Annotated in this window: 19 protein-coding genes and 1 riboswitch; of the genes, 3 read left to right on the top strand and 16 right to left on the bottom strand. The window is 69.8% G+C overall.

The annotated features are described in order from the left end of the window. A partial coding sequence (locus tag AC6EI8_RS14680) for a 5-formyltetrahydrofolate cyclo-ligase (RefSeq protein ID WP_498382253.1) occupies positions 1-284 on the top strand: 284 nt, incomplete at its 5' end. A 112-nt stretch (positions 285-396) separates the two neighbouring features. Here the strand turns inward: AC6EI8_RS14680 and AC6EI8_RS14675 are convergent. From AC6EI8_RS14675 to ahcY, 4 genes are all read right to left on the bottom strand, one after another. Next, positions 397-1167, bottom strand: a complete 771-nt coding sequence (locus AC6EI8_RS14675) for a Mut7-C RNAse domain-containing protein (protein WP_498382252.1) — start codon at positions 1165-1167, stop codon at positions 397-399. Positions 1168-1225: 58 nt separating this feature from the next. Next, positions 1226-2056, bottom strand: a complete 831-nt coding sequence (gene metF / locus AC6EI8_RS14670; RefSeq protein ID WP_149317227.1) for a methylenetetrahydrofolate reductase [NAD(P)H] — start codon at positions 2054-2056, stop codon at positions 1226-1228. A gap of 49 nt (positions 2057-2105) precedes the next feature. Continuing rightward, positions 2106-2459, bottom strand: coding sequence for a phage holin family protein (locus tag AC6EI8_RS14665; RefSeq protein ID WP_150082763.1), 354 nt, complete (start codon positions 2457-2459; stop codon positions 2106-2108). 162 nt (positions 2460-2621) lie between these two features. Continuing rightward, on the bottom strand, positions 2622-4040 hold the full coding sequence (gene ahcY, locus AC6EI8_RS14660; protein ID WP_149317229.1) for an adenosylhomocysteinase: 1419 nt from the start codon (positions 4038-4040) through the stop codon (positions 2622-2624). A 121-nt stretch (positions 4041-4161) separates the two neighbouring features. Next, positions 4162-4256, bottom strand: a riboswitch (S-adenosyl-L-homocysteine riboswitch). A gap of 119 nt (positions 4257-4375) precedes the next feature. Here ahcY and thiD point away from each other — a divergent pair. Continuing rightward, the gene (gene thiD, locus AC6EI8_RS14655; RefSeq protein WP_498382251.1) at positions 4376-5215 is read left to right on the top strand and encodes a bifunctional hydroxymethylpyrimidine kinase/phosphomethylpyrimidine kinase; all 840 of its coding nucleotides are present in this window, start codon (positions 4376-4378) and stop codon (positions 5213-5215) included. A 115-nt stretch (positions 5216-5330) separates the two neighbouring features. Here thiD and AC6EI8_RS14650 read toward each other — a convergent pair whose 3' ends face one another. The 6 genes from AC6EI8_RS14650 to AC6EI8_RS14625 all read right to left on the bottom strand — a co-directional run bounded on the left by AC6EI8_RS14650 (position 5331) and on the right by AC6EI8_RS14625 (position 12413). Continuing rightward, positions 5331-5771: a PaaI family thioesterase gene (locus tag AC6EI8_RS14650; RefSeq protein WP_370639562.1), complete on the bottom strand. Its 441-nt coding sequence runs from the start codon at positions 5769-5771 to the stop codon at positions 5331-5333. 28 nt (positions 5772-5799) lie between these two features. Next, the gene (locus AC6EI8_RS14645; RefSeq protein WP_006580124.1) at positions 5800-6012 is read right to left on the bottom strand and encodes an acyl-CoA carboxylase biotin carboxyl carrier protein subunit; all 213 of its coding nucleotides are present in this window, start codon (positions 6010-6012) and stop codon (positions 5800-5802) included. 15 nt (positions 6013-6027) lie between these two features. Continuing rightward, positions 6028-7458, bottom strand: coding sequence for an acetyl-CoA carboxylase biotin carboxylase subunit (locus tag AC6EI8_RS14640; RefSeq protein ID WP_498382250.1), 1431 nt, complete (start codon positions 7456-7458; stop codon positions 6028-6030). Beyond that, a complete protein-coding gene (locus tag AC6EI8_RS14635) occupies positions 7455-9746 on the bottom strand; it encodes an acetate--CoA ligase family protein (protein WP_498382249.1) in 2292 nt (763 codons plus the stop codon). The genes AC6EI8_RS14640 and AC6EI8_RS14635 overlap by 4 nt, the downstream gene beginning before the upstream one ends. 4 nt (positions 9747-9750) lie before the next feature. Next, positions 9751-10755: a tripartite tricarboxylate transporter substrate binding protein gene (locus AC6EI8_RS14630; RefSeq protein ID WP_498382248.1), complete on the bottom strand. Its 1005-nt coding sequence runs from the start codon at positions 10753-10755 to the stop codon at positions 9751-9753. Between the two features lie 110 nt (positions 10756-10865). After that, the gene (locus tag AC6EI8_RS14625) at positions 10866-12413 is read right to left on the bottom strand and encodes an acyl-CoA carboxylase subunit beta (protein ID WP_150082758.1); all 1548 of its coding nucleotides are present in this window, start codon (positions 12411-12413) and stop codon (positions 10866-10868) included. Between the two features lie 330 nt (positions 12414-12743). Between AC6EI8_RS14625 and AC6EI8_RS14620 the strand changes: the two genes are divergently transcribed. Further along, entirely contained in the window at positions 12744-14498 is a 1755-nt protein-coding gene (locus AC6EI8_RS14620; protein ID WP_498382254.1) for a sigma-54 interaction domain-containing protein, read from the top strand. Between the two features lie 39 nt (positions 14499-14537). Here the strand turns inward: AC6EI8_RS14620 and AC6EI8_RS14615 are convergent, their stop codons facing one another. The 6 genes from AC6EI8_RS14615 to AC6EI8_RS14590 form a co-directional block, all read right to left on the bottom strand. Continuing rightward, the gene (locus AC6EI8_RS14615) at positions 14538-14867 is read right to left on the bottom strand and encodes a nucleotidyl transferase AbiEii/AbiGii toxin family protein (RefSeq protein WP_262484861.1); all 330 of its coding nucleotides are present in this window, start codon (positions 14865-14867) and stop codon (positions 14538-14540) included. Beyond that, positions 14860-15618, bottom strand: coding sequence for a type IV toxin-antitoxin system AbiEi family antitoxin domain-containing protein (locus AC6EI8_RS14610; RefSeq protein WP_149317236.1), 759 nt, complete (start codon positions 15616-15618; stop codon positions 14860-14862). Before AC6EI8_RS14610 ends, AC6EI8_RS14615 begins: the two co-directional genes overlap by 8 nt. Before the next feature lie 166 nt (positions 15619-15784). Continuing rightward, on the bottom strand, positions 15785-16954 hold the full coding sequence (locus AC6EI8_RS14605) for a thiamine phosphate synthase (protein WP_226108049.1): 1170 nt from the start codon (positions 16952-16954) through the stop codon (positions 15785-15787). Beyond that, on the bottom strand, positions 16951-17778 hold the full coding sequence (locus tag AC6EI8_RS14600) for a thiazole synthase (protein ID WP_149317238.1): 828 nt from the start codon (positions 17776-17778) through the stop codon (positions 16951-16953). The genes AC6EI8_RS14605 and AC6EI8_RS14600 overlap by 4 nt, the downstream gene beginning before the upstream one ends. A gap of 4 nt (positions 17779-17782) precedes the next feature. Further along, entirely contained in the window at positions 17783-17980 is a 198-nt protein-coding gene (gene thiS, locus AC6EI8_RS14595) for a sulfur carrier protein ThiS (protein ID WP_006579970.1), read from the bottom strand. A 178-nt stretch (positions 17981-18158) separates the two neighbouring features. Next, positions 18159-18645 (bottom strand): FAD-dependent oxidoreductase (locus AC6EI8_RS14590; protein ID WP_498382246.1); only part of this gene is annotated, 487 nt, incomplete at its 5' end.

Here is an 18645-nt window from a genome sequence, read left to right as displayed (position 1 = left end):
GCTGGACGCCCGACACGCCGATGCGCGAAGGCCGCTACGGCATCCCGGTGCCCGACGGCACGCCGGCGGTGACGCCCGACGCGCTGCTGATTCCCTGTGTCGGTTTCAGCCCGGAGAAGTTCCGCCTGGGCTACGGCGGCGGCTTCTACGACCGCACGCTGGCCGCGCTGCCGGCCAGGCCGGTCGCGATCGGCATCGGCTACGAAGGCTGCCGGATCGCGCTGGCGCCGGCCGCGCATGACATCCCGATGGACTGGATGGTGACCGAGGCCGGGCGCTTCTAGGGTCCCTGCCTGCCCACCTTGGCGTCGTCCCCGCGAATGCGGTGGGCCAGTGGCCTTTGAAGACGCTGGATGCCCGCTTTCGCGGCAACGACAGCATGGCCGGTCGGCCTCGTCAGCCATCCGCGGGCGCGGATGCCGTGCCCTCCGGCAGCATCAGCGAATCGACCAGCGCCCGCATCCGGCGCCAGTGCGAGCCTTCCCAGAACACCCGCCGGCAGGCCTCGCAGGTCGAGAAGCGCTCGTGCCGCTCCAGCACGGCGGGCGGCACGCGCCCGGCCACCTCGTCGCTCGACGCGGCGCGCAGCGGCACATTGCAGCTCAGGCACAGCGAAAACGGCCGCGCCTGCCGGCGCAGGTCCAGCCGCGCGAAGATCTCGCGCAGCTGCGCCTGGGGCTTGAGCGCGCGCACGTAGCAGCCATGCGTGATGCTGCCGCGCTTGAGCAGCTCGCGGTCGCGCGTCAGCACGATGCGGCCCTCGCGCGCGGCGATGGCCTCGATCTCGCGGTCGTCGAAGTGGGTGTCGTAGAGGGTGTCGTAGCCGGTCAGCCGCAGCAGCGCGGCCAGCCCGCCCAGATGGGCATCGGCGACGAAGCGGGTGACCCGCAGCGGCGCGGGCCGTACCCGCAGCAGCGGCGTGACGTCGAGCGCCTCGAAGGTCGGGTAGACCGAGACCCGGTCGCCGTCGGCCAGCACGCGGTCGAAGCCGCACGACTGGCCATTGACCAGGATCAGCTCGACCTCGGTGTGCGGCACCCCGAGCGCCTCGATCATGTGCTTGACCGTGGCCGCGCGGGCGCACGGACAGGACCAGTCCCGTCCGCGCATCGCCGGGGGAAGGAAATCGTTCAGCTCCTCGTAGAAGCGGAACGTGGCGGTAACCATGCGGCACAGTATGCCATCGGCGCCCTGCACCGCATGGCCGCCGTCGCGGCGCCGCGCCTTACAGCTTCAGCCGCTGCCAGATCGCCTTGGTGGCGCCCGCCGCGTTCAGCGTGTAGAAATGCAGCCCCGGCACCCCGCCGGCCAGCAGCCGCTCGCACAGCGCGGTGACGACGTCGAGCCCGAAGGCGCGGATCGCCTCGCGATCGTCGCCAAAGCTCTCCAGCCGCTTGGCGACCCAGCGCGGCACCTCGGCGCCGCACATCTCGGAGAAGCGCATCAGCTGCGAGTAGTTGGTGATCGGCATGATGCCGGGCACGATCGGCACATCCACGCCCATCGCGCGCACGTCGTCGACGAAGCGGAAGTACGCGTCGGCGTTGAAGAAGTACTGGGTGATCGCCGAATCGGCGCCGGCCTTGACCTTGCGCACGAAGTTCTCGAGATCGTGCCGCGGCGAGCGCGCCTGCGGGTGGTACTCCGGATAGGCGGCCACCTCGATCTGGAACCAGTCGCCGGTCTCGGCGCGGATGAACTCGACCAGCTCGTTGGCGTAGCGGAATTCGCCGATCTCGCCCATGCCGGACGGCATGTCGCCGCGCAGCGCGACGATGTGGCGGATGCCGTTGTCGCGGTATGTGCGCAGGATCTCGCGGATGCCCTCGCGCGTGGAGCCGACACAGGACAGGTGCGGCGCGGCGTCGATGCCGTCGCGCTGGATCTCCAGCACGGCGTCGAGCGTGCCCTGCTGCGTGGTGCCGCCGGCGCCGAAGGTCACCGAGATGTATTTGGGCCCCAGCGGGGCCAGCTGTGCGCGGGTATTGCGCAGCTTTTCCCGGCCCTCGGGCGTCTTGGGCGGGAAAAACTCGAAGCTGTAGTAGCGGTCTTGCATGATGGTGGCGCCGCCGCCGAGGCGGCGCTGGGAAGGGGAGTGCCCGGCGTCAGGCCACTTCGCGATCGCGCAGCAGCAGGCCGGCCAGCAGGGTCGAGATCACGCTGTACAGCAGCGAACCGAGCAGCGCGGTCCAGAAGCCCGACACGGTGAAGCCCGACAGCAGATTGCCGACGAACAGGAACAGCAGCGCGTTGATCACGAAGATGAACAGGCCCAGCGTCAGCAGCGTGACCGGCAGCGTCAGCAGCACCAGGATCGGCCGGATCAGCGTATTGATGATGGCCAGCACCGCCGCCGCGATCATCGCCGAGCCGAAGCCCCGCACTTCGATGCCGTCGACCACCGCGCTGATCGCGAACAGCGTCAGGGCGTTGATGATCCATACCGCCAGCAATCTCATGGCAACTCCTTGTCGGTTGGTTTGCTCCCGCTCCCGCTGGCGGGAGAGGGGCCGGGGGAGAGGGCCCGGGCGGCGGTCGTCATGTTCGCTGTCTTGCCGATGCCTGGCGCCGCTGCCCGCTCCCCAACCCTCTCCCGCGTGCGGGAGAGGGAGAAAACCACGTCAATAACGGTAGTGATCCGCCTTGTACGGGCCTTCCTTCGGCACGCCGATATACGCGGCCTGCTGGTCGGTCAGCTCGGTCAGCTGCGCGTTCAGCTTCTTCAACTGCAGGCGCGCGACCTTCTCGTCCAGGTGCTTGGGCAGCGTGTAGACGCCGACCGGGTACTTGCCGCTATCGCGCTCCTGCCACAGCTCGATCTGCGCCAGCGTCTGGTTGGCGAACGAGCTGCTCATCACGTACGACGGGTGGCCGGTCGCGCAGCCCAGATTCACCAGGCGGCCCTTGGCCAGGATGATCAGCTTCTTGCCGTCGGGGAAGATCACGTGGTCGACCTGCGGCTTGATCTCGTCCCACTGGTACTTCTCCAGCGAGGCGATGTCGATCTCGTTGTCGAAGTGGCCGATATTGCAGACGATCGCCTGGTCCTTCATCTTGACCATGTGGTCGTGGGTGATCACATGGTAGTTGCCGGTGCAGGTCACGAAGATGTCGGCCTTGTCGGCGGCGTATTCCATCGTCACCACGCGGTAGCCTTCCATCGCGGCCTGCAGCGCGCAGATCGGGTCGACCTCGGTGACCCACACCTGCGCCGACAGCGCGCGCAGCGCCTGGGCGCTGCCCTTGCCGACGTCGCCGTAGCCGCACACCACCGCGACCTTGCCCGCGATCATCACGTCGGTGGCGCGCTTGATGCCGTCCACCAGCGATTCGCGGCAGCCGTACAGGTTGTCGAACTTGCTCTTGGTGACCGAGTCGTTGACGTTGATCGCCGGGAAGCGCAGCTCGCCCTTCTGGGCCATCTGGTACAGGCGGTGCACGCCGGTGGTGGTTTCCTCGGTGACGCCGCGGATCGCTTCCAGGTTGCGGCTGTACCAGCCCGGATCCTGCGCCAGCTTTTCCTTGATCGCGGCGAACAGGTACGTCTCTTCCTCGCTGCCCGGCTTGGCGATCACCGACGGATCGCGCTCGGCGCGTGCGCCCAGGTGCAGCAGCAGCGTGGCATCGCCGCCATCGTCCAGGATCATGTTCGGCGTGCCGCCGTCGGCCCAGTCGAAGATGCGGTGGGTGAAGTCCCAGTATTCCTTCAGCGATTCGCCCTTGAAGGCGAACACCGGCGTGCCCGAGGCGGCGATCGCGGCGGCGGCGTGGTCCTGGGTCGAATAGATGTTGCACGAGGCCCAGCGCACGTCGGCGCCGAGCGCCTTCAGCGTCTCGATCAGCACCGCGGTCTGAATCGTCATGTGCAGGGAGCCGGCGATGCGGGCGCCCTTGAGCGGCTGGCTGGCGGCGAATTCCTCGCGGATGGCCATCAGGCCGGGCATTTCGGTTTCGGCGATGGCGATTTCCTTGCGGCCCCAGCCGGCCAGGCCGATGTCGGCCACCAGGAAATCGTTCTTCAGATCGGTCACAGCGTTCATGTTTCACTCCGTCGAAGAGTGGGACGCCGGTGACGAGAGAGGGGACGGGTCCGGGACGGCTGCGGGCCCAGGGACTGGGTGCAGCGTGCGGATAGGTCGACTCGCCACCGTGCGAACCACGGTTCAGCGAGCGCCGTTGAAGACATTCCGAGCCTGGCGGATGGCAGAATGCGGGGTTGGGCCCGCGCGCCGTCCGTTGCAACGCTCCTCGGAGTGGCGGTATTGTACCTGCCCTGCGCGGCGACGGTGTGCCGCTCTCCGAATTCTTTTCGGCCGGTCCGGACCCGCTCGGCAACCCGCCGCCGGCCCTCCCGGACCTCGCCTTTCGACTCGCTATGACCGCCTTTCCCCCGCGTACCCTGACCATCGCCGGCTCCGACTCCGGCGGCGGCGCCGGCATCCAGGCCGACCTGAAGACCTTCGCCGCGCTCGGCTGCTACGGCATGAGCGCGATCACCGCGATCACGGCGCAGAACACGCTCGGCGTGACCGGCGTGCATGCGATTCCGGCGGAGATGGTGGCGGCGCAGATCGACGCGGTGGCCACCGATATCGGTATCGACGCCGCCAAGACCGGCATGCTGGGCACGGCGGCGATCGTCGAGGCGGTCGCCGCGGCGGTCGATCGCCACGGCCTGCGCAAGCTGGTGGTCGATCCGGTGATGGTCGCCACCTCGGGCGCCACGCTGTCGGACGACGCCACCGCGCAGGCGATGGTGCGGCTGCTGTTCCCGCGCGCGCTGCTTGTCACGCCCAACCTGCCCGAGGCCTCCTATCTGCTGGGCCGGCCGGTCACGCGCCGCGCCGACATGGAGCGCGCCGCGCAGGAATTGATCGAACTGGGCTGCCAGGCGGTGCTGCTCAAGGGCGGGCATCTGGCGGAAACCGGCGAGCAAGGGGGCGAGCAAGACAGCCTGGACGACCTGCTGATGAGCGCCGACGGCAGCGTGCGCGTGTTCAGCCATCCGCGCATCGCTACCCGCAACCTGCACGGCACCGGCTGCACGCTGGCCGCCGCGATCGCCTCGCAGCTGGCGCGCGGCGACGCGCTGGAGCAGGCGGTCGGCACCGCGCTGGATTTCGTCGCCCAGGCCATCGCGGCTGGCGCGGACCTGCGGCTAGGGGCCGGCAACGGCCCGCTGAACCACGGCTTCGCGCCGCGGGTATTGGGGTGATGAGAGTATTGCCGGGCGCTGCATTGCGCTCTCCCCCTGGCCCTTTCCCCTTGCCCTCCCCCGCTTGCGGAAGAGGGCAAGGGCGCCTCGACAGCCGACGCGGCTGATCGCCCCGTCAGTTCCCCCCGGCCGCCAGCGGCACCAGCTTGAACGCTGCCCGCGCCACGCACACCACGTTGCCGGCCGCGTCCTTGACCTCGCCGTCGCAGAACGCGATCCGCGCGCCGCGCCGCATGCAGCGGGCCTCGAAGGTCAGCTCGCCGCGCGCGGCGGCCAGGAAGTGGGTCGACATGTCGATCGTGATCACGCCGGTCTCCAGCGGCGCATGCGAGCGCGCCGCGCCGCTGAGCGTGAAGTCCAGCACCGCCATCAGCGTGCCGCCATGCACGTCGCCACGGCTGTTGACCAGGGCCGGATGCGCCGGCAGCCGCGTCCGGCACAGCCCGTCCTCGATATGGACGGGCTGCAGGCCCAGATGCCGCATCAGCGGGACGTCGATGCCGAAATAGGGCTTTTCGGCCGTGCCCGGCGAAACGGGAACGATTTGCGGGACGATTTGCGCGCTGCTTTCCAAAACCACTTCCTTACTCGAGTTCGATCACGACCTGGCCCTCGGCGACCGCATCGCCGGGTTGCACCAGGATGGCCTTGACGACGCCGGCCTGCTCGGACTCGAGCGGGATTTCCATCTTCATCGACTCGATGGTCATCACGGCATCGCCGGCCGCAATGGTAGCGCCAACTTGCACGTCGACGGCGCAGACATGGCCGGCGACGGCCGCTTCGATTTGCTTCATGGTGGACTCCGGGGATCAGGTTGTCAGGGTGGAGGCGGGCGCCGGCGAAGCGCCGGGTGCCCTGGTTTCTGCCATCGCTTCGCCGGCCAGCACGCGCTGCGCGAGGCCGGTATCGATGCGTCCGGCGATGAAATCGTCGTCGGCGAGCACCCGCTGGATAAAGGGAATATTGGTCTTGACGCCCTCGATGGCGAAGGCGTCCAGCGCCGCGCGCAGCCGCGAAATGGCTTGCGCGCGATCGGCGCCGGTGGCGATCACCTTGGCCAGCATCGGGTCGTAGTAGGAGGTGACACGGCCGCCCTCGGCATAGCCGGTCTCGACGCGCACGCCCTCGCCCACCGGCGGCCGATACACCGTCAGCGGCCCGGGCGACGGCAGGAAGCGCACCGGGTCCTCGGCATAGACCCGCGCCTCGATCGCATGGCCGCGCAGCAGCACCGGAGCCGGCAACACCGCCTCGATCGGCTCGCCGCGCGCCAGCCGCAACTGCGCCGCGACGATGTCGATGCCGGTGACCTGCTCGGTGACCGCATGCTCGACCTGCAGGCGCGTATTGAGTTCGAGAAAGACGAAGCCGGTCGCCGGCGTGTACAGCATCTCGACGGTGCCGATCACGTCGTAGCCGAGCGCCGCCAGCAGCGTGGCCAGGCGCCTGGCCATCGCGTCGATCTCGTCGGCCGGCACGTTGGGCGCGCGCGCCTCCTCGATGACCTTCTGATGGCGCCGCTGCACCGAGCAGTCGCGCTCGCCGAGCACGCGCACGCCGCCATAGCGGTCGGCCAGCACCTGGAACTCGATATGGCGCGGCCGCTCGATCAACTTCTCCAGATACAGCTCGGCCTGGCCGAAGCTGCGCTGCGCGACCGAGCGCGCGCGCTGCCATGCCGCGGCCAGTTCGCTCTCGTCGCGCGCCGGCAGCATGCCGATGCCACCGCCGCCGCCGGCCGGCTTGATCAGCACCGGATAACCGATGCGCGCGGCGGCCCTGGCGACCACATCCGGATCGTCGGACAGCACGGCGCTGCTCGGCGTCATCGGCATGCCGTGGGTCGCCATCAGCGCGCGCGCCTCGGTCTTGTGGCCAAGCCGGCGAATCCAGCGCGACGACGGACCGATGAAACACAGGCCCGCCGCCTCGACGCGCTCGGCGAAGCCGGCGTTCTCCGACAGGAAGCCGTAGCCCGGATGCACGCCGTCGGCGCCATGCTCGCGCGCGATCCGCAGAAGCGCATCCTGGTTCAGATAGCTCTGCAGCGGCGGCGCCTCGCCCAGCCGCACGCGCACCGTGGCCTGCTGCAGGTAGGGCGCTTCGGCATCGGCGTCCGAATAGACCGCGATCGACTCGATGCCCTGCGCGTTCAGCGCGCGCAGGATGCGCGCGGCTACCGCGCCGCGGTTCGCGACCAGCACGCGGCGCAGCGGACGTATCTGCAATTTGGGGGTCATCGCGGCACCTCGCCATCGGCAACGCGCCGCACGACCACGGCGTCGACGATCACCGGGGCGGCGTCGCCGCGCGGCACGATCACCGGATTGGCATCGACCGAATCGGCTTCAAGTCCGGCTTCAAGTCCGGCCTCACGTCCTACCCCGCTGCCGGCGAACCAGTCGCCCAGCGTCACCAGCATCGCCGCGAGCCGCTCGACATCGACGGCCGGCATGCCGCGCACCGCGCCGAACGCGCGGGCGATATGCAGCCGGGCGATGGCCTCGCGCGCCTGAGCGGCGGAGAACGGCGCGGGCAGGAACTGCACGTCGTCCAGCGCCTCGACCAGCACGCCGCCCTGACCGATCATCACGACCGGCCCGTAGACCGGATCGCGATGCGCGCCGACCGCGAGTTCGAACGCCCCCTTGTGCTGACGCGCGATCAGCACGCCGCCATGCTCGACGCCCCGCTCGGCGGCCAGCTTGGCCAAACTGGCATCGAGCTCGTCGAAGGCGGCCAGCGCGCGCTCCTCGCTGTCGAGGCCCAGGCGCACCAGCCCGTATTCGGACTTGTGCGTGATCGACGCCGACACGCCCTTGGCGACCACCGGCAAACCCAGCTCCGCGACGGCGCGCCGCACCTGCTCGCGGTCGCGGCACAGGCGATGGGCGACCGCCGGCAACCCGGCCGCGGCCAGTTGTGAAAGGCTTTGTACTTCGTCGAGCGTGGTGGTGGCGAACGTAGCGGCACCGCTCGACGAAGCCGGCACTGCCGGTGATGCTGCCGATACCGCTGGCGCCGCTGATGCCGGTGATGCCGGTGATGCCGCTGATGCCGGCGATGCCGGTGATGCCGCTGATGCCGGTACCGCCCCCGGCGCCGCCAGCACCGCGGCACGCGCCTGCACATAGCGCGACAGCAGCCCCAACGCGCGCATGGCCGCGCGCTCGCTGTCGAACACCGGCACGCCATGCCGGCGGAAGGCCTGCGCGACCCACTCCTGATTGGCGCTGACCACCACCGGCACGCCGCTGGCCGCGGCAAAGCGCCCGGTCTGCGCGGAGAAGTCGTCGAAGTCGTAGCCCTCGCCGCCGATCGGAAAGCCGACGTGGATCATGTCGGCGGCGCCGCGCTCGGCCACCGCGTCGAGCGTGCGGCCGAAGATCTGCGGCTGGCCCAGCAGCGCGGTCGTCATGTCGATCGGATTGCGCGCGCTGACGTAGCTGGGCAGCACGGCGCGCAGTGCCTCGGTGCCGGCCGCGTCGAACTCGACCAGGCGCAGCCCTTCGTCCTCGGCGGCATCGGCCGCCAGCACGCAGGTCGCCCCCGAATTGCTGATCGCCACCACGCCATCGCCGCGCGGGCGCTGGCCGCCGACGAAGACCTGGCAATACTCGGCCAGCTCGCGGAAGTCGGCCACGCGGACGATGCCATGCCGGCGCAGGAAGGCATCGGCCAGCGCGTCCTCGCCGGCCAGTGCGCCGGTGTGCGAGCTGGCCGTCAACTGGCCGGCGCGCGTGCGGCCCGCCTTGACCGCGAGGATCGGCACGTCGCGCTCGTGCGCCAGCCGCGCGGCCTGCGCCAGCACCTGCGGATCGCGCAGCGACTCGATATACAGCAGCACCACGCGCACCTGCTCGTCATGCAGCACCGCGCGCACGACCTCGGCGGCGCTGACGTCGGCCTCGTTGCCGGTGGCGACCATATAGCGCACGCCGATGCCCCTGCGGCGCAGCCCGCCATAGACGATCGCCGAGCCCGCGCCGCTCTGGCTGACGATGGCGACCGGACCGTCCTGGCCCGCCTCCTCGTTGATCATCGTCGAGAAATGCGCGATCGCGCCGCTGGCGAAGTTGGCGAGGCCCTGCGTGTTCGGACCGAACAGCCGCAGGCCGCCGGCACGCGCGCGCTCGACCAGCCGCCGCTGCTGCGCCGCGCCGGCCTCGCCCAGTTCGGCGAAGCCCGAGGAATAGATCACCGCGCCGCGCGCGCCGATCGCGAGGCATCGCTCGATCGCCTGCTCGACCTCGGTGCCCGGCACGCTGATCACGACCAGATCGGGCGCGGCCGGCAAGGCGTCGAGCGACGGATAGGCGGGCAGGCCCTGGATCGTCGCGCGATTCGGATTGACCGGATAGATCGCGCCGGCAAAGCCGTGCCGGCGCATGTAGTCGATCGGCCGGCCGCCGGCCTTGACCGTGTTGTCGGAGGCGCCGAGCACGGCGACAGAGCGCGGCGACAGCAGCGACAGCAGCGCGCTGCCGTCGTCGGCCGGCGCCGCCGGATTGGCATGAAGATTAGTCATCGCGTCATTCCACCTTGACCTTCGCTTCGCTGGCCACGCGCTTCCACTTGGCGAGTTCTGCCTGCACGAAGCCGCCGAACTGCTCGGCCGACATCGTGCCCGGCGTGGTGGCCGACTGCGCGAGGCTCGCCTTCGAGTCCGGCGCGTTCATGCTCTTGACCGCCTCGCGGTTGAGCCGGTCGACGATCGGCTTGGGCAGGTTGGCGGGGCCATAGAAGCCGATCCAGGTGGTGGCCTCGTAGCCGGCCACGCCCTGCTCGGCGATGGTCGGCACATTCGGCAGCGCATCGCTGCGCTTGGCGGAGGTCATGCCGATCGCCTTGACCTTGCCGTCCTTGACGTACGGCGCCATCGTCATCGCATCGTGGAACAGCGCCGGGATCTGGCCGCCCAGCAGGTCCGCCATCGCGGGCGTGGCGCCCTTGTAGGGGATATGGACCATCGGCGCCTTGGTCATCAGCTTCAGCAGCTCGCCCGACATGTGCGTCGCGCCGCCAATGCTCGACGAGCCGAACGACAGCCCCTCCTTCTGCTTCTTCGCATAGGCGAGGAATTCGGGCAGCGTCGAAACCGGGATGTTGTTGTTGACGACCAGCACGTTGGGCGTGGTCGCCAGCAGCGCGATCGGCGTGAAGTCCTTCGCCGCGTCGTACGGCAGCGAGCTGCGCACCGCGGGGTTGATCACGTGGTGCGTCGCCGAGACCAGCAGCGTGTAGCCGTCGGGCTTGGCGCGCGCGACCATCTCGGTGCCGATCTGCCCGCTGGCGCCGGCACGGTTCTCGACCACGACGGGCTGCTTCAGGTCGACAGCCATGTCCTTGGCGATGCGGCGCGCCAGCAGGTCGGTCATGCCGCCGGCCGGAAACGGCACGATGATGGTGACCGGCTTGCTCGGCCAGTTTTCCTGCGCGGCGGCGGTGCCGGGCGCGATGGCCGCGACGGCGGAAAGGGCGCCAAGGGCGGCCAGCGCCAGCGTGGCGCGCCGCAGGGGGCGGTGGTTTCGAATCATGGTGGTCTCCTTGATGTTGGTTGTCGTTGTTGTCGTTGTGGTTGTCGTCGGCTCTGTCGTCGGCGTTGCGGTTGCCGCCGTCCTTGCCGCTCCCGCGCGGCAGCCGTGCCTCATGGCCGGATGCCGAACTTGCGCACGCCCGCTTCGCGCAGCGGCGCGGCCAGGTTGGCGAACTCGCACAGCAGCGCCCGCGTATCGCGCGGATCGATGATGTCCTCGATGACGAAGGCCTCCGCGCTGCGGAACGGCGAGGTCAGGCTGCGCACCCGCTGCTCGATCTCGGCGCGCTTCTGCACCGGATCGTCGGCGCCCTCGATCTCGGCCTTGTAGGCGACCTCGAGCCCGCCCTCGATCGGCAGCGAACCCCAGTTGCCCGACGGCCAGGCATAGCGGAAGTTGAAGCGGCCCATATGCTGGTGCGCGGCAGCCGCGACGCCGTAGGCGCGCCGCAGGATCACCGAGCACCAGGGCACCGTGGCCTGGTAGACGGCCGACAGCGCGCGCACGCCGTAGCGCATGGTTCCCGCCTTCTCGGCCTCCAGGCCGATCTGGAAGCCGGCGATGTCGACCAGGTTGATCACCGGCAGATGGAAGGCCTCCGCCATGTCGACGAAGCGCGTGAATTTCTCCGCGGTCGCGCTGTCCCAGCCGCCGCCGTAGTAGTACGGATCGCTGGCCACCACCGCGACCGGCCAGCCGTCGACGCGCGCCAGGCCGGTGACGATGGCCCGGCCCCAATGCCGGCCGATCTCGAAGAAGGAGCCCGAGTCGACCAGCGTCTGCACGATCGGGCGGATCTTGTAGACCGCGCGGCCGTCGCGCGGGATCGCCGACAGGAGCCAGTCGTCGCGGCGCGCCGGATCGTCGGTCGGCTCGGCGCGCGGCGGCAGCTCGAACACCGAGGTCGGCAGATACGACAGGAACTGGCGGGCGCGCGCAAAGGCTTCCTCTTCGCTGGCCACCTCGTCGTCAACCACGCCGTTGCGCGTGTGGATATGGCTGCCGCCCAGCTCGTTCTTGGTCAGATGCTGGCCGATGCGCGCCACCACCGGCGGGCCGGCGTTGAACAGCTGCGAGGTCTCCTTGACCATCAGCGAGTAGTGGCTGGCCGCGACGCGCGCCGCGCCCATGCCGGCCACCGATCCCAGCGCCAGCGACACCACCGGTACCAGCGACATGTTCTCGACCACGTGCTGCCACACCTTCATGGTCGGGATCAGCGTATGGCCCTTGGTCTCGATATTGCGCACCGAGCCGCCGCCGCCAGTGCCGTCGACCAGCCGCACCATCGGCAGCCGCAGGTCGCGCGCCATCTTCTCGGCGTGAACGAGCTTGTCGCCGACCGCGCCGTCGTTGGCGCCGCCGCGCACGGTGAAGTCGTCGCCGACCAGCACCACGGGGCGGCCGTCGACGCGCGCCCGCCCCATCACCAGATTGGCCGGCGTGAAGCCGACCAGCCGGCCATTGCTGTCGTACTGGCCGCTGCCGGTCAGGCTGCCGACCTCATGGAAGGAGCCGGGGTCGGCCAGCGCATCGATGCGCTCGCGCACCGTCAGCTTGCCGGCGTCCTTGTGCCGCTGGACCTTGTCCGGCCCGCCCAGTTGGGCCGCCAGCTGGCGGCGGTAGGCCAGTTCATCGATTTCGGGTTGCCACGACACGCGTTGTCTCCTGTTGCTGGTTTGCTGTTGGGGAGACCCAGCGCAGCAACCGTGCCAGCTCGCGTGCCTGCTGCAAGCCGTTGATTTGCTTGAAGAAAACCTTGCGCGCGAAGTACGCGGCTGTTAGGGTGTCCGCCATAACGACATATCAGGACACAGCAGTGTCCGCATCGGAGACAGGCTTTGTCGTCATTGAAGACACATGCGGAGACATCGGCGACCGCTCCAAACGCCTCGAACGCCTCGAACGCCCCGAACGCCCCGAACGCCCCGAACGCGCCCGACGCCCCGGACGCCCTCGGCGCGCTGGTCATCGACCGCGACGGGCAGGTGCTGGCGGCAACCGGGATCGCCAGCGACGACGCGCTCGCCCGCGCCGCGGCAGCGGCGTTGGCAGAGCTGGCCGCCGCCGAGATCACGGCGGCCGATAGTCCGGCCCCCGGCGCACCCGCCCGCGAGGACGGCGGCATTCGCCCCCACCTGTTCGAGGTGACGACGCCCGGCGCCGAAGCCACGCGTCATATCGCACTGGCGCTGGACGACGGCACCACGACGCTGGTGCTGCTGCACCGGCCCGGCGCCGCCACAGCGCTGTTCGATTTCCTCGGCGCCGTGCCGTTTGCCGGCGCCATCCTCGAACACTTCATCACCAACCCGTACCAGGCGATCACCGTGGCGGACCGCGACGGCCGCATGCGCTATATCAGCCCGGTGCACGAGCGCTTCCTCGGGCTGCGCACCGGCGAGGGCATCGGCCAGCCCGCCGAGCGCGTGATTCCGAATTCGCGGCTGCCGCAGGTCGCGGCCAGCGGCAAGGCCGAGATCGGCCAGCTGCAGCGGATGAACGGCGTCACGCGCGTGGTCAACCGCATTCCGATCGTGCAGCACGGCGAAGTGGTCGGCGCGATCGGCCAGGTCCTGTTCAAGGAGCCCGAGGCGATCGCGCGGATGCACAAGGAAGTCAGCGAATTGCGCTCGCAGGTCGCGCACTACCGGCGCGCGCTGGACGACCTGCGCGGCGGCACCGGCCGGCTGATCGGCGACAGCGCGCCGATGCAGCGGCTGCGACGCGAGATCGAGACGGTCGCGCGGCTCGACGTGCCGGTGCTGATCCTCGGCGAGAGCGGCACCGGCAAGGAGCTCGTCGCACGCGCGATCCACGAGGCGAGCCAGCGCGACGGCCGCGAAACACGCGACGGCAAGCCGCTGGTCAGCCTGAACCTGGCCGCGTTGCCGGCCACGCTGATCGAATCCGAACTGTTCGGCCATGCCCCCGGCGCCTTTACCGGCAGCCGCCGCCAGGGCCAGGCCGGCAAGCTCGAGCAGGCGGCCGGCGGCACGCTGTTTCTCGACGAGGTGGCGGACATTCCGATGGAGATGCAGGTCAAGCTGCTGCGCGTGCTGGAGGACCACCTGGTCGAGCGCATCGGCAGCCGCCAGGCGCGCCGCATCGACTTCCGGCTGGTGGCGGCGACCAACCGTGATATCCAGGCGCTGATCGACGCCGGCCGCTTTCGCCTGGACCTGTACTACCGCCTCAGCGGCGTGGTACTGCGCATCCCGGCGCTGCGCCAGCGCCGCGAGGACATCCCCGCGCTGCTGCAGCACTTCGTGCAGGCCTTCTGCGCGCGCAACAACGTGCCGGTGCCCACCATCGACGGCGCGGTGCCCCGCCACCTGGCCGAACGGCCGTGGCCGGGCAACATCCGCCAGCTACGGCAGAAGATCGAAGAAGCGCTGGTGTTCTGCGACGGCGGCCGCCTGCGCGTGGCCGACTTCGCCCGCGGCGACGAGAGCGCGGCGGCGTCAGCGGCCTTGGCCACCGATGCAGCGCCGCACCCGCTGGCGAGAAGCTATGCCGAACACGAGTGGGAAGACGACCCGCGCGGCGAGACCCCGGCGCCCGTTTCGAGTCCCCCTGCCTCCCGCCCCTCCGCCCTGCGGGAACTGGCCTACGAAGCCGCACTCAAGGCCATCGCCGAACATGGCGGCAACAAGAAGCGCGCCGCGCAGGCGCTGGGGATTTCGCGCTCGCATCTGTACACGCTGCTGGCGCGGGGGGCGGGGGGCGGAAGCGACCGTTAGCGCGCCAGGCCCGAGGTCATCGGCCGGTCCTGCGCCGATTCACCGTCCGTGCGCCGCGAGTCCCGCCTCCAGCAATTCCAGCTGCCTCGCAAACTCGGCGGGGCGCCGCTCGCGGAACGTTGTGCGCAGGCGGAGCACCGCGGCGCGTTGCGCGATGGCGGTGAGCTCGAGTTGGATGGCGCGTATTGCGTCCTCTCTCGGCACGTCGCGCGGAAGGTAAACCACGTCGATGTCCACGGAGAGGCGAGGCATGTCGCGAACGAACAGGTTGATTGCGGTGCCACCTTTCATGGCGAACAGATCGCCGGAAAAAACGATGGGCGCAACGGCAAGCAGGAGGCGGACGGTATCGGCGTAGGCGTTATCCATGGGGCTTCAGGCTGAGCAACGTGCCGTCGTCGAGACGGCCGATCCATCGCTTGTTGCTGCCTGAGCGCACCGGGTACTGTGCCAGCAGGGCATCGACATCGACCAGTTCGGTCTCTCGAGCCCACGTCAGAAAAAGCCGAACGGCCTTGACGCTGGTACAGCACGATAGCAATTGTCCGAGCAGGTCCTTGCGAGGGGAACGTAAAACGTCGAAGACGTTACGCGCCTCCTCCAGACTTTGCTTAACACCGGCTTCGTAAAGCATCTCAAGTGCCGCACGTTCCGGGGCGGCGACGCGCACGCCCTCCGACATGCCGGGCGGCGTTACCACTGTTCGCTCCGCCAGCCCCGCATCTGGCCAGTCGAACAAACGGGCATGCACATAGCGCGCCGGATGCCGTTCCGTGAACCAGCCCGGAAGCGCAAAACGAGTGTCGCCCCAAAGCACCAGAGTTTCGCGGCTGCCGAGGTTGTGTCGCATCCCCTGCCAGGCGAGCGCCGTCCTGCCACCGGCATGAAAGCCGGGCACCTGCTTCTGCAGGAAGCGAAGGGCGCCTTCGATGCCGAAGTCGTCGTTGGGAAAGGCGTAGACGCCTTGGGCGAGACGAACCAGCCAGCCGCCGTCCGCATATCGCGCGGCAAGCTGCGGCGACACGCCGAATTGGCGCAGCGTCGCGAGGTCGAATGGCGCCCCGCGGTGCAGGCCGGTCTGCAGGCGTTTGATTATCTGGTAGCGGGAAACTTCAACCATGGTTGAAGAATAGCACCAGATCTAATCAAGGAAGGCGCAAGAGGATTGGATTCCGCTCCGTCCGTCGACTCTTGGTTTATTTTTACCGCAGGATCTAATCAACCGGCGTAGGCGACAGCGCTTTCCGGGCGATGGAATCGCCCGGAATACAACGCCGGTCCTGCCCTCAGTCCGCCTCCCCAAACGCCGCCATCAGCCGCGCCACCGCCGCCGGCACGTCGGCGGCCTCGGTGATCGCGCGCACCACGGCCGCGCTGCCGACGCCGGCTTCCAGTACTTGCGGCAAATTGCTCGCGTCGACGCCGCCGATGCCGACCAGCGCCGGTACCTGCTCACGCATCAGGCGGGCATAGGCATAGAAGCGTCCCAGCCCTTGCGGCTGGGTCGGCATCACCTTGGTGGTGGTCGGAAAGATGGCGCCGAGCGCCAGGTAGCTGGGGCGCAGCGGCGCGACGCGCAGCATCTCGGCGTAGCCGTGCGTCGAAACGCCGAGCCGCAGGCCGGAGGCGCGCAGCGCGTCGAGGTCGGCTTCGTCCAGGTCTTCCTGGCCGAGGTGGATGCCGTAGATGCCGCTGCCCGCGCTGTCGTTGCCGTGCGCGGCGTGGTAGTCCAGCGCGGCGCGCCAATGGTCGTTGATGAAGAGCCGGCTGCGGCTGCCGCGCGCGGCCAGCGCCGAGCGGGCGATCTGCTCGCGCACCGCGGCCGCGTCGTCGGACTTGAAGCGCAGCTGCACGGTCGGGACGCCGAGCGGCACCAGCCGTTCGATCCAGTCGGCGGTCGGCACCACGGCGTAGAGGCCCAGGCGCGCCGGGCATGGCACGAACGGTTCGGCCGACTGCTCCGGCGCGACCAGCGCGGCGTGCCGCACGCGCGGGAAGCGGGAAAACGCGGCGGGCCAGTCGAGCGTGCCGGGCTGCCAGGCGCGCGCCAGGCACAGCGCATCGTGCGCGGGGAAATGCAGCGCCAGCGTGGCCAGCAGCGTCGCGACGAAAGCGGGCGATTGCGCGGCATCGCCGTTGGCATCGGCCTGCGTGGCAAACACCCAGGTCCCCATCGGCGAGCGCACCGTGTCGATCCACTGGCCGCCCTCGCGCTCGGTCTGGATCAGCATCGCGCCGCGCGCGGCGACCCGGTCGATCGTCGCGGCATCGACCTCGCCGTCGGCCAACAGCAGGTCGGCCTGGCCCAGCGGCTCGGCGGCATCGGCCGTCAGCGCGTCCTGCAGCCGCCAGGCGCGCCAGCCGCGGTCGGCCACGCCGAAGGTCTCGCCATGGCGCGCGACCAGCGCGGATTGCAGCGCCGTATCGACCGGCATCGGCGTCGGTTGGCGTGTCATGCGTGCTCCTGTGCGTGCCAGAACGGCATGCCGACCACCGGCGTGCTGGCCTGCGCGATCTCGCGCTCGGGCATCGGTCCGGCCAGATAGGCCAGGCGCCCCGCCTCGACCGCCCGTGCGAAGGCACGCGCCATCTCGATCGGATACGCGGCCTGGGCCACCGCGGTGTTGAGCAGCACGCCGTCGTAGCCCCATTCGAGCACCTGCGCCGCATGCGAGGGCAGGCCCAGGCCCGCGTCGACGATCAGCGGCGTGTCCGGCAGGCGATCGCGCAGCACCCGCATCGCGTGCGGATTGACAGCGCCCTTGCCGGTGCCGATCGGCGCGGCCCACGGCATCAGCGCCTGGCAGCCGGCGTCGAGCAGGCGGCGGCACAGCACCAGATCCTCGGTGCAATACGGCAGCACCTTGAAGCCTTCCTTGATCAGCGTCTCGGCCACGGCCGGCAGGTTCAGCGTGTCGGGCTGCAGCGTGTAGTCGTCGCCGACCAACTCCAGCTTGATCCAGTCGGTCTCGAACACCTCGCGCGCCATCATCGCGGTGGTGATCGCCTCCTGCGCCGCCATGCAGCCGGCGGTATTGGGCAGCACCGGCACCTGCATCGACTTGAGCATCTGCCAGAAGGCCTGGCCGCCCTCGCCGTCGCCGACCGCGCCCTGGCGGCGCAGCGCGACCGTCAGCATGGCCGGCCGTGCAGCCTCGACCGCCGATTGCAGCGTCGCCGGCGACGGATAGCGCGCCGTGCCGAGCAGCAGCCGCGAGGAAAACGATTCGCCGTAGAGCACGAAGGGATCGCGCACGGCATCCTGGGTCGGGAAGGTCATGGGATCAGCCTCCGGTAACGGGTTGCACGAGATCGATGCGGTCGCCGGCGGACAGCGGCGTATCCGCATGGGCGGCGCGCGGCACGAAGCGGCCGTTGAGCGCGGCGGCGAACGGTGGCGGGATCTGCGCCGCGGCCACCGCGTCGGCCAGCGTGGCCGGCGCGTTCAGCGCCAGCGGCTTGCCATTGAGCAGGATTTCCATGGTGTTCAGCGCGTGTGTCATCGGTTGGGACGAGCTTGGCCGGGCGATGCTCGCAGGCGAAAGCCGTGCGCGGTTGCGTCGGATTCGGCGGCGCGCGATGGCGTCGCGCGGCAGCGCGTCAACGCTGGCATCGATGCGGCCATCAACGCAGGCCTCGCTATGGGCATCGTTGCGGCCATCAATGCAGCACCGCATTGCCATGCACGGGCGCGATCATGCCGGGCCAGCGGGCCGAGGCCGGCACCGCATGCGCGGCGGGATCGCCGTCGGCCAGTGCGCGCACGACCTCGCAGGCCGCCTCCACCACCGCCGGCGCGATCAGGAAGCCGTGCCGGTACAGGCCATTGAGGCGCACCACGCGCGCCTGCTCGTCGACCCGTACCGCCGGCAGATGATCGGGACGCGTGGGCCGGCGCTGCACGTTCAGCTCCAGCACGCGCGCCTCGCCGAAGGCCGGATGCAGCGAATACGCGGCCGACAGCAGCTCCAGCGCGGAGCGCACGCTCATCGGCGAGTCGTCCTCGCTTTCCAGTTCGGTGGCGCCGATCACGTACAGGTGGTTCGGCTTGGGCGCGATATAGATCGGATAGCGCGGATGCAGCAGCCGTACCGGCCGGTGCAGCGAGACCTCGGGCGCGAACACCCGTACCACCTCGCCGCGCAGG

The organism is Cupriavidus sp. R6-3, from assembly GCF_059772245.1.
Note: the sequence above shows the minus strand (reverse complement) of the source record. Positions and strands in the feature narration are given on the sequence as shown.

Coding starts and splice junctions, on each gene's coding strand:
- AC6EI8_RS14665 (WP_150082763.1), bottom strand. CDS start 2,459: ATGAGATTGCTGGCGGTATGGATCATCAACGCCCTGACGCTGTTCGCG.
- AC6EI8_RS14645 (WP_006580124.1), bottom strand. CDS start 6,012: ATGAAGCAAATCGAAGCGGCCGTCGCCGGCCATGTCTGCGCCGTCGAC.
- thiD (WP_498382251.1), top strand. CDS start 4,376: ATGACCGCCTTTCCCCCGCGTACCCTGACCATCGCCGGCTCCGACTCC.
- thiS (WP_006579970.1), bottom strand. CDS start 17,980: ATGGAAATCCTGCTCAATGGCAAGCCGCTGGCGCTGAACGCGCCGGCC.
- AC6EI8_RS14640 (WP_498382250.1), bottom strand. CDS start 7,458: ATGACCCCCAAATTGCAGATACGTCCGCTGCGCCGCGTGCTGGTCGCG.
- AC6EI8_RS14600 (WP_149317238.1), bottom strand. CDS start 17,778: ATGACCTTCCCGACCCAGGATGCCGTGCGCGATCCCTTCGTGCTCTAC.
- AC6EI8_RS14635 (WP_498382249.1), bottom strand. CDS start 9,746: ATGACTAATCTTCATGCCAATCCGGCGGCGCCGGCCGACGACGGCAGC.
- AC6EI8_RS14675 (WP_498382252.1), bottom strand. CDS start 1,167: ATGGTTACCGCCACGTTCCGCTTCTACGAGGAGCTGAACGATTTCCTT.
- AC6EI8_RS14605 (WP_226108049.1), bottom strand. CDS start 16,954: ATGACACGCCAACCGACGCCGATGCCGGTCGATACGGCGCTGCAATCC.
- metF (WP_149317227.1), bottom strand. CDS start 2,056: ATGCAAGACCGCTACTACAGCTTCGAGTTTTTCCCGCCCAAGACGCCC.
- ahcY (WP_149317229.1), bottom strand. CDS start 4,040: ATGAACGCTGTGACCGATCTGAAGAACGATTTCCTGGTGGCCGACATC.
- AC6EI8_RS14610 (WP_149317236.1), bottom strand. CDS start 15,618: ATGGTTGAAGTTTCCCGCTACCAGATAATCAAACGCCTGCAGACCGGC.
- AC6EI8_RS14630 (WP_498382248.1), bottom strand. CDS start 10,755: ATGATTCGAAACCACCGCCCCCTGCGGCGCGCCACGCTGGCGCTGGCC.
- AC6EI8_RS14615 (WP_262484861.1), bottom strand. CDS start 14,867: ATGGATAACGCCTACGCCGATACCGTCCGCCTCCTGCTTGCCGTTGCG.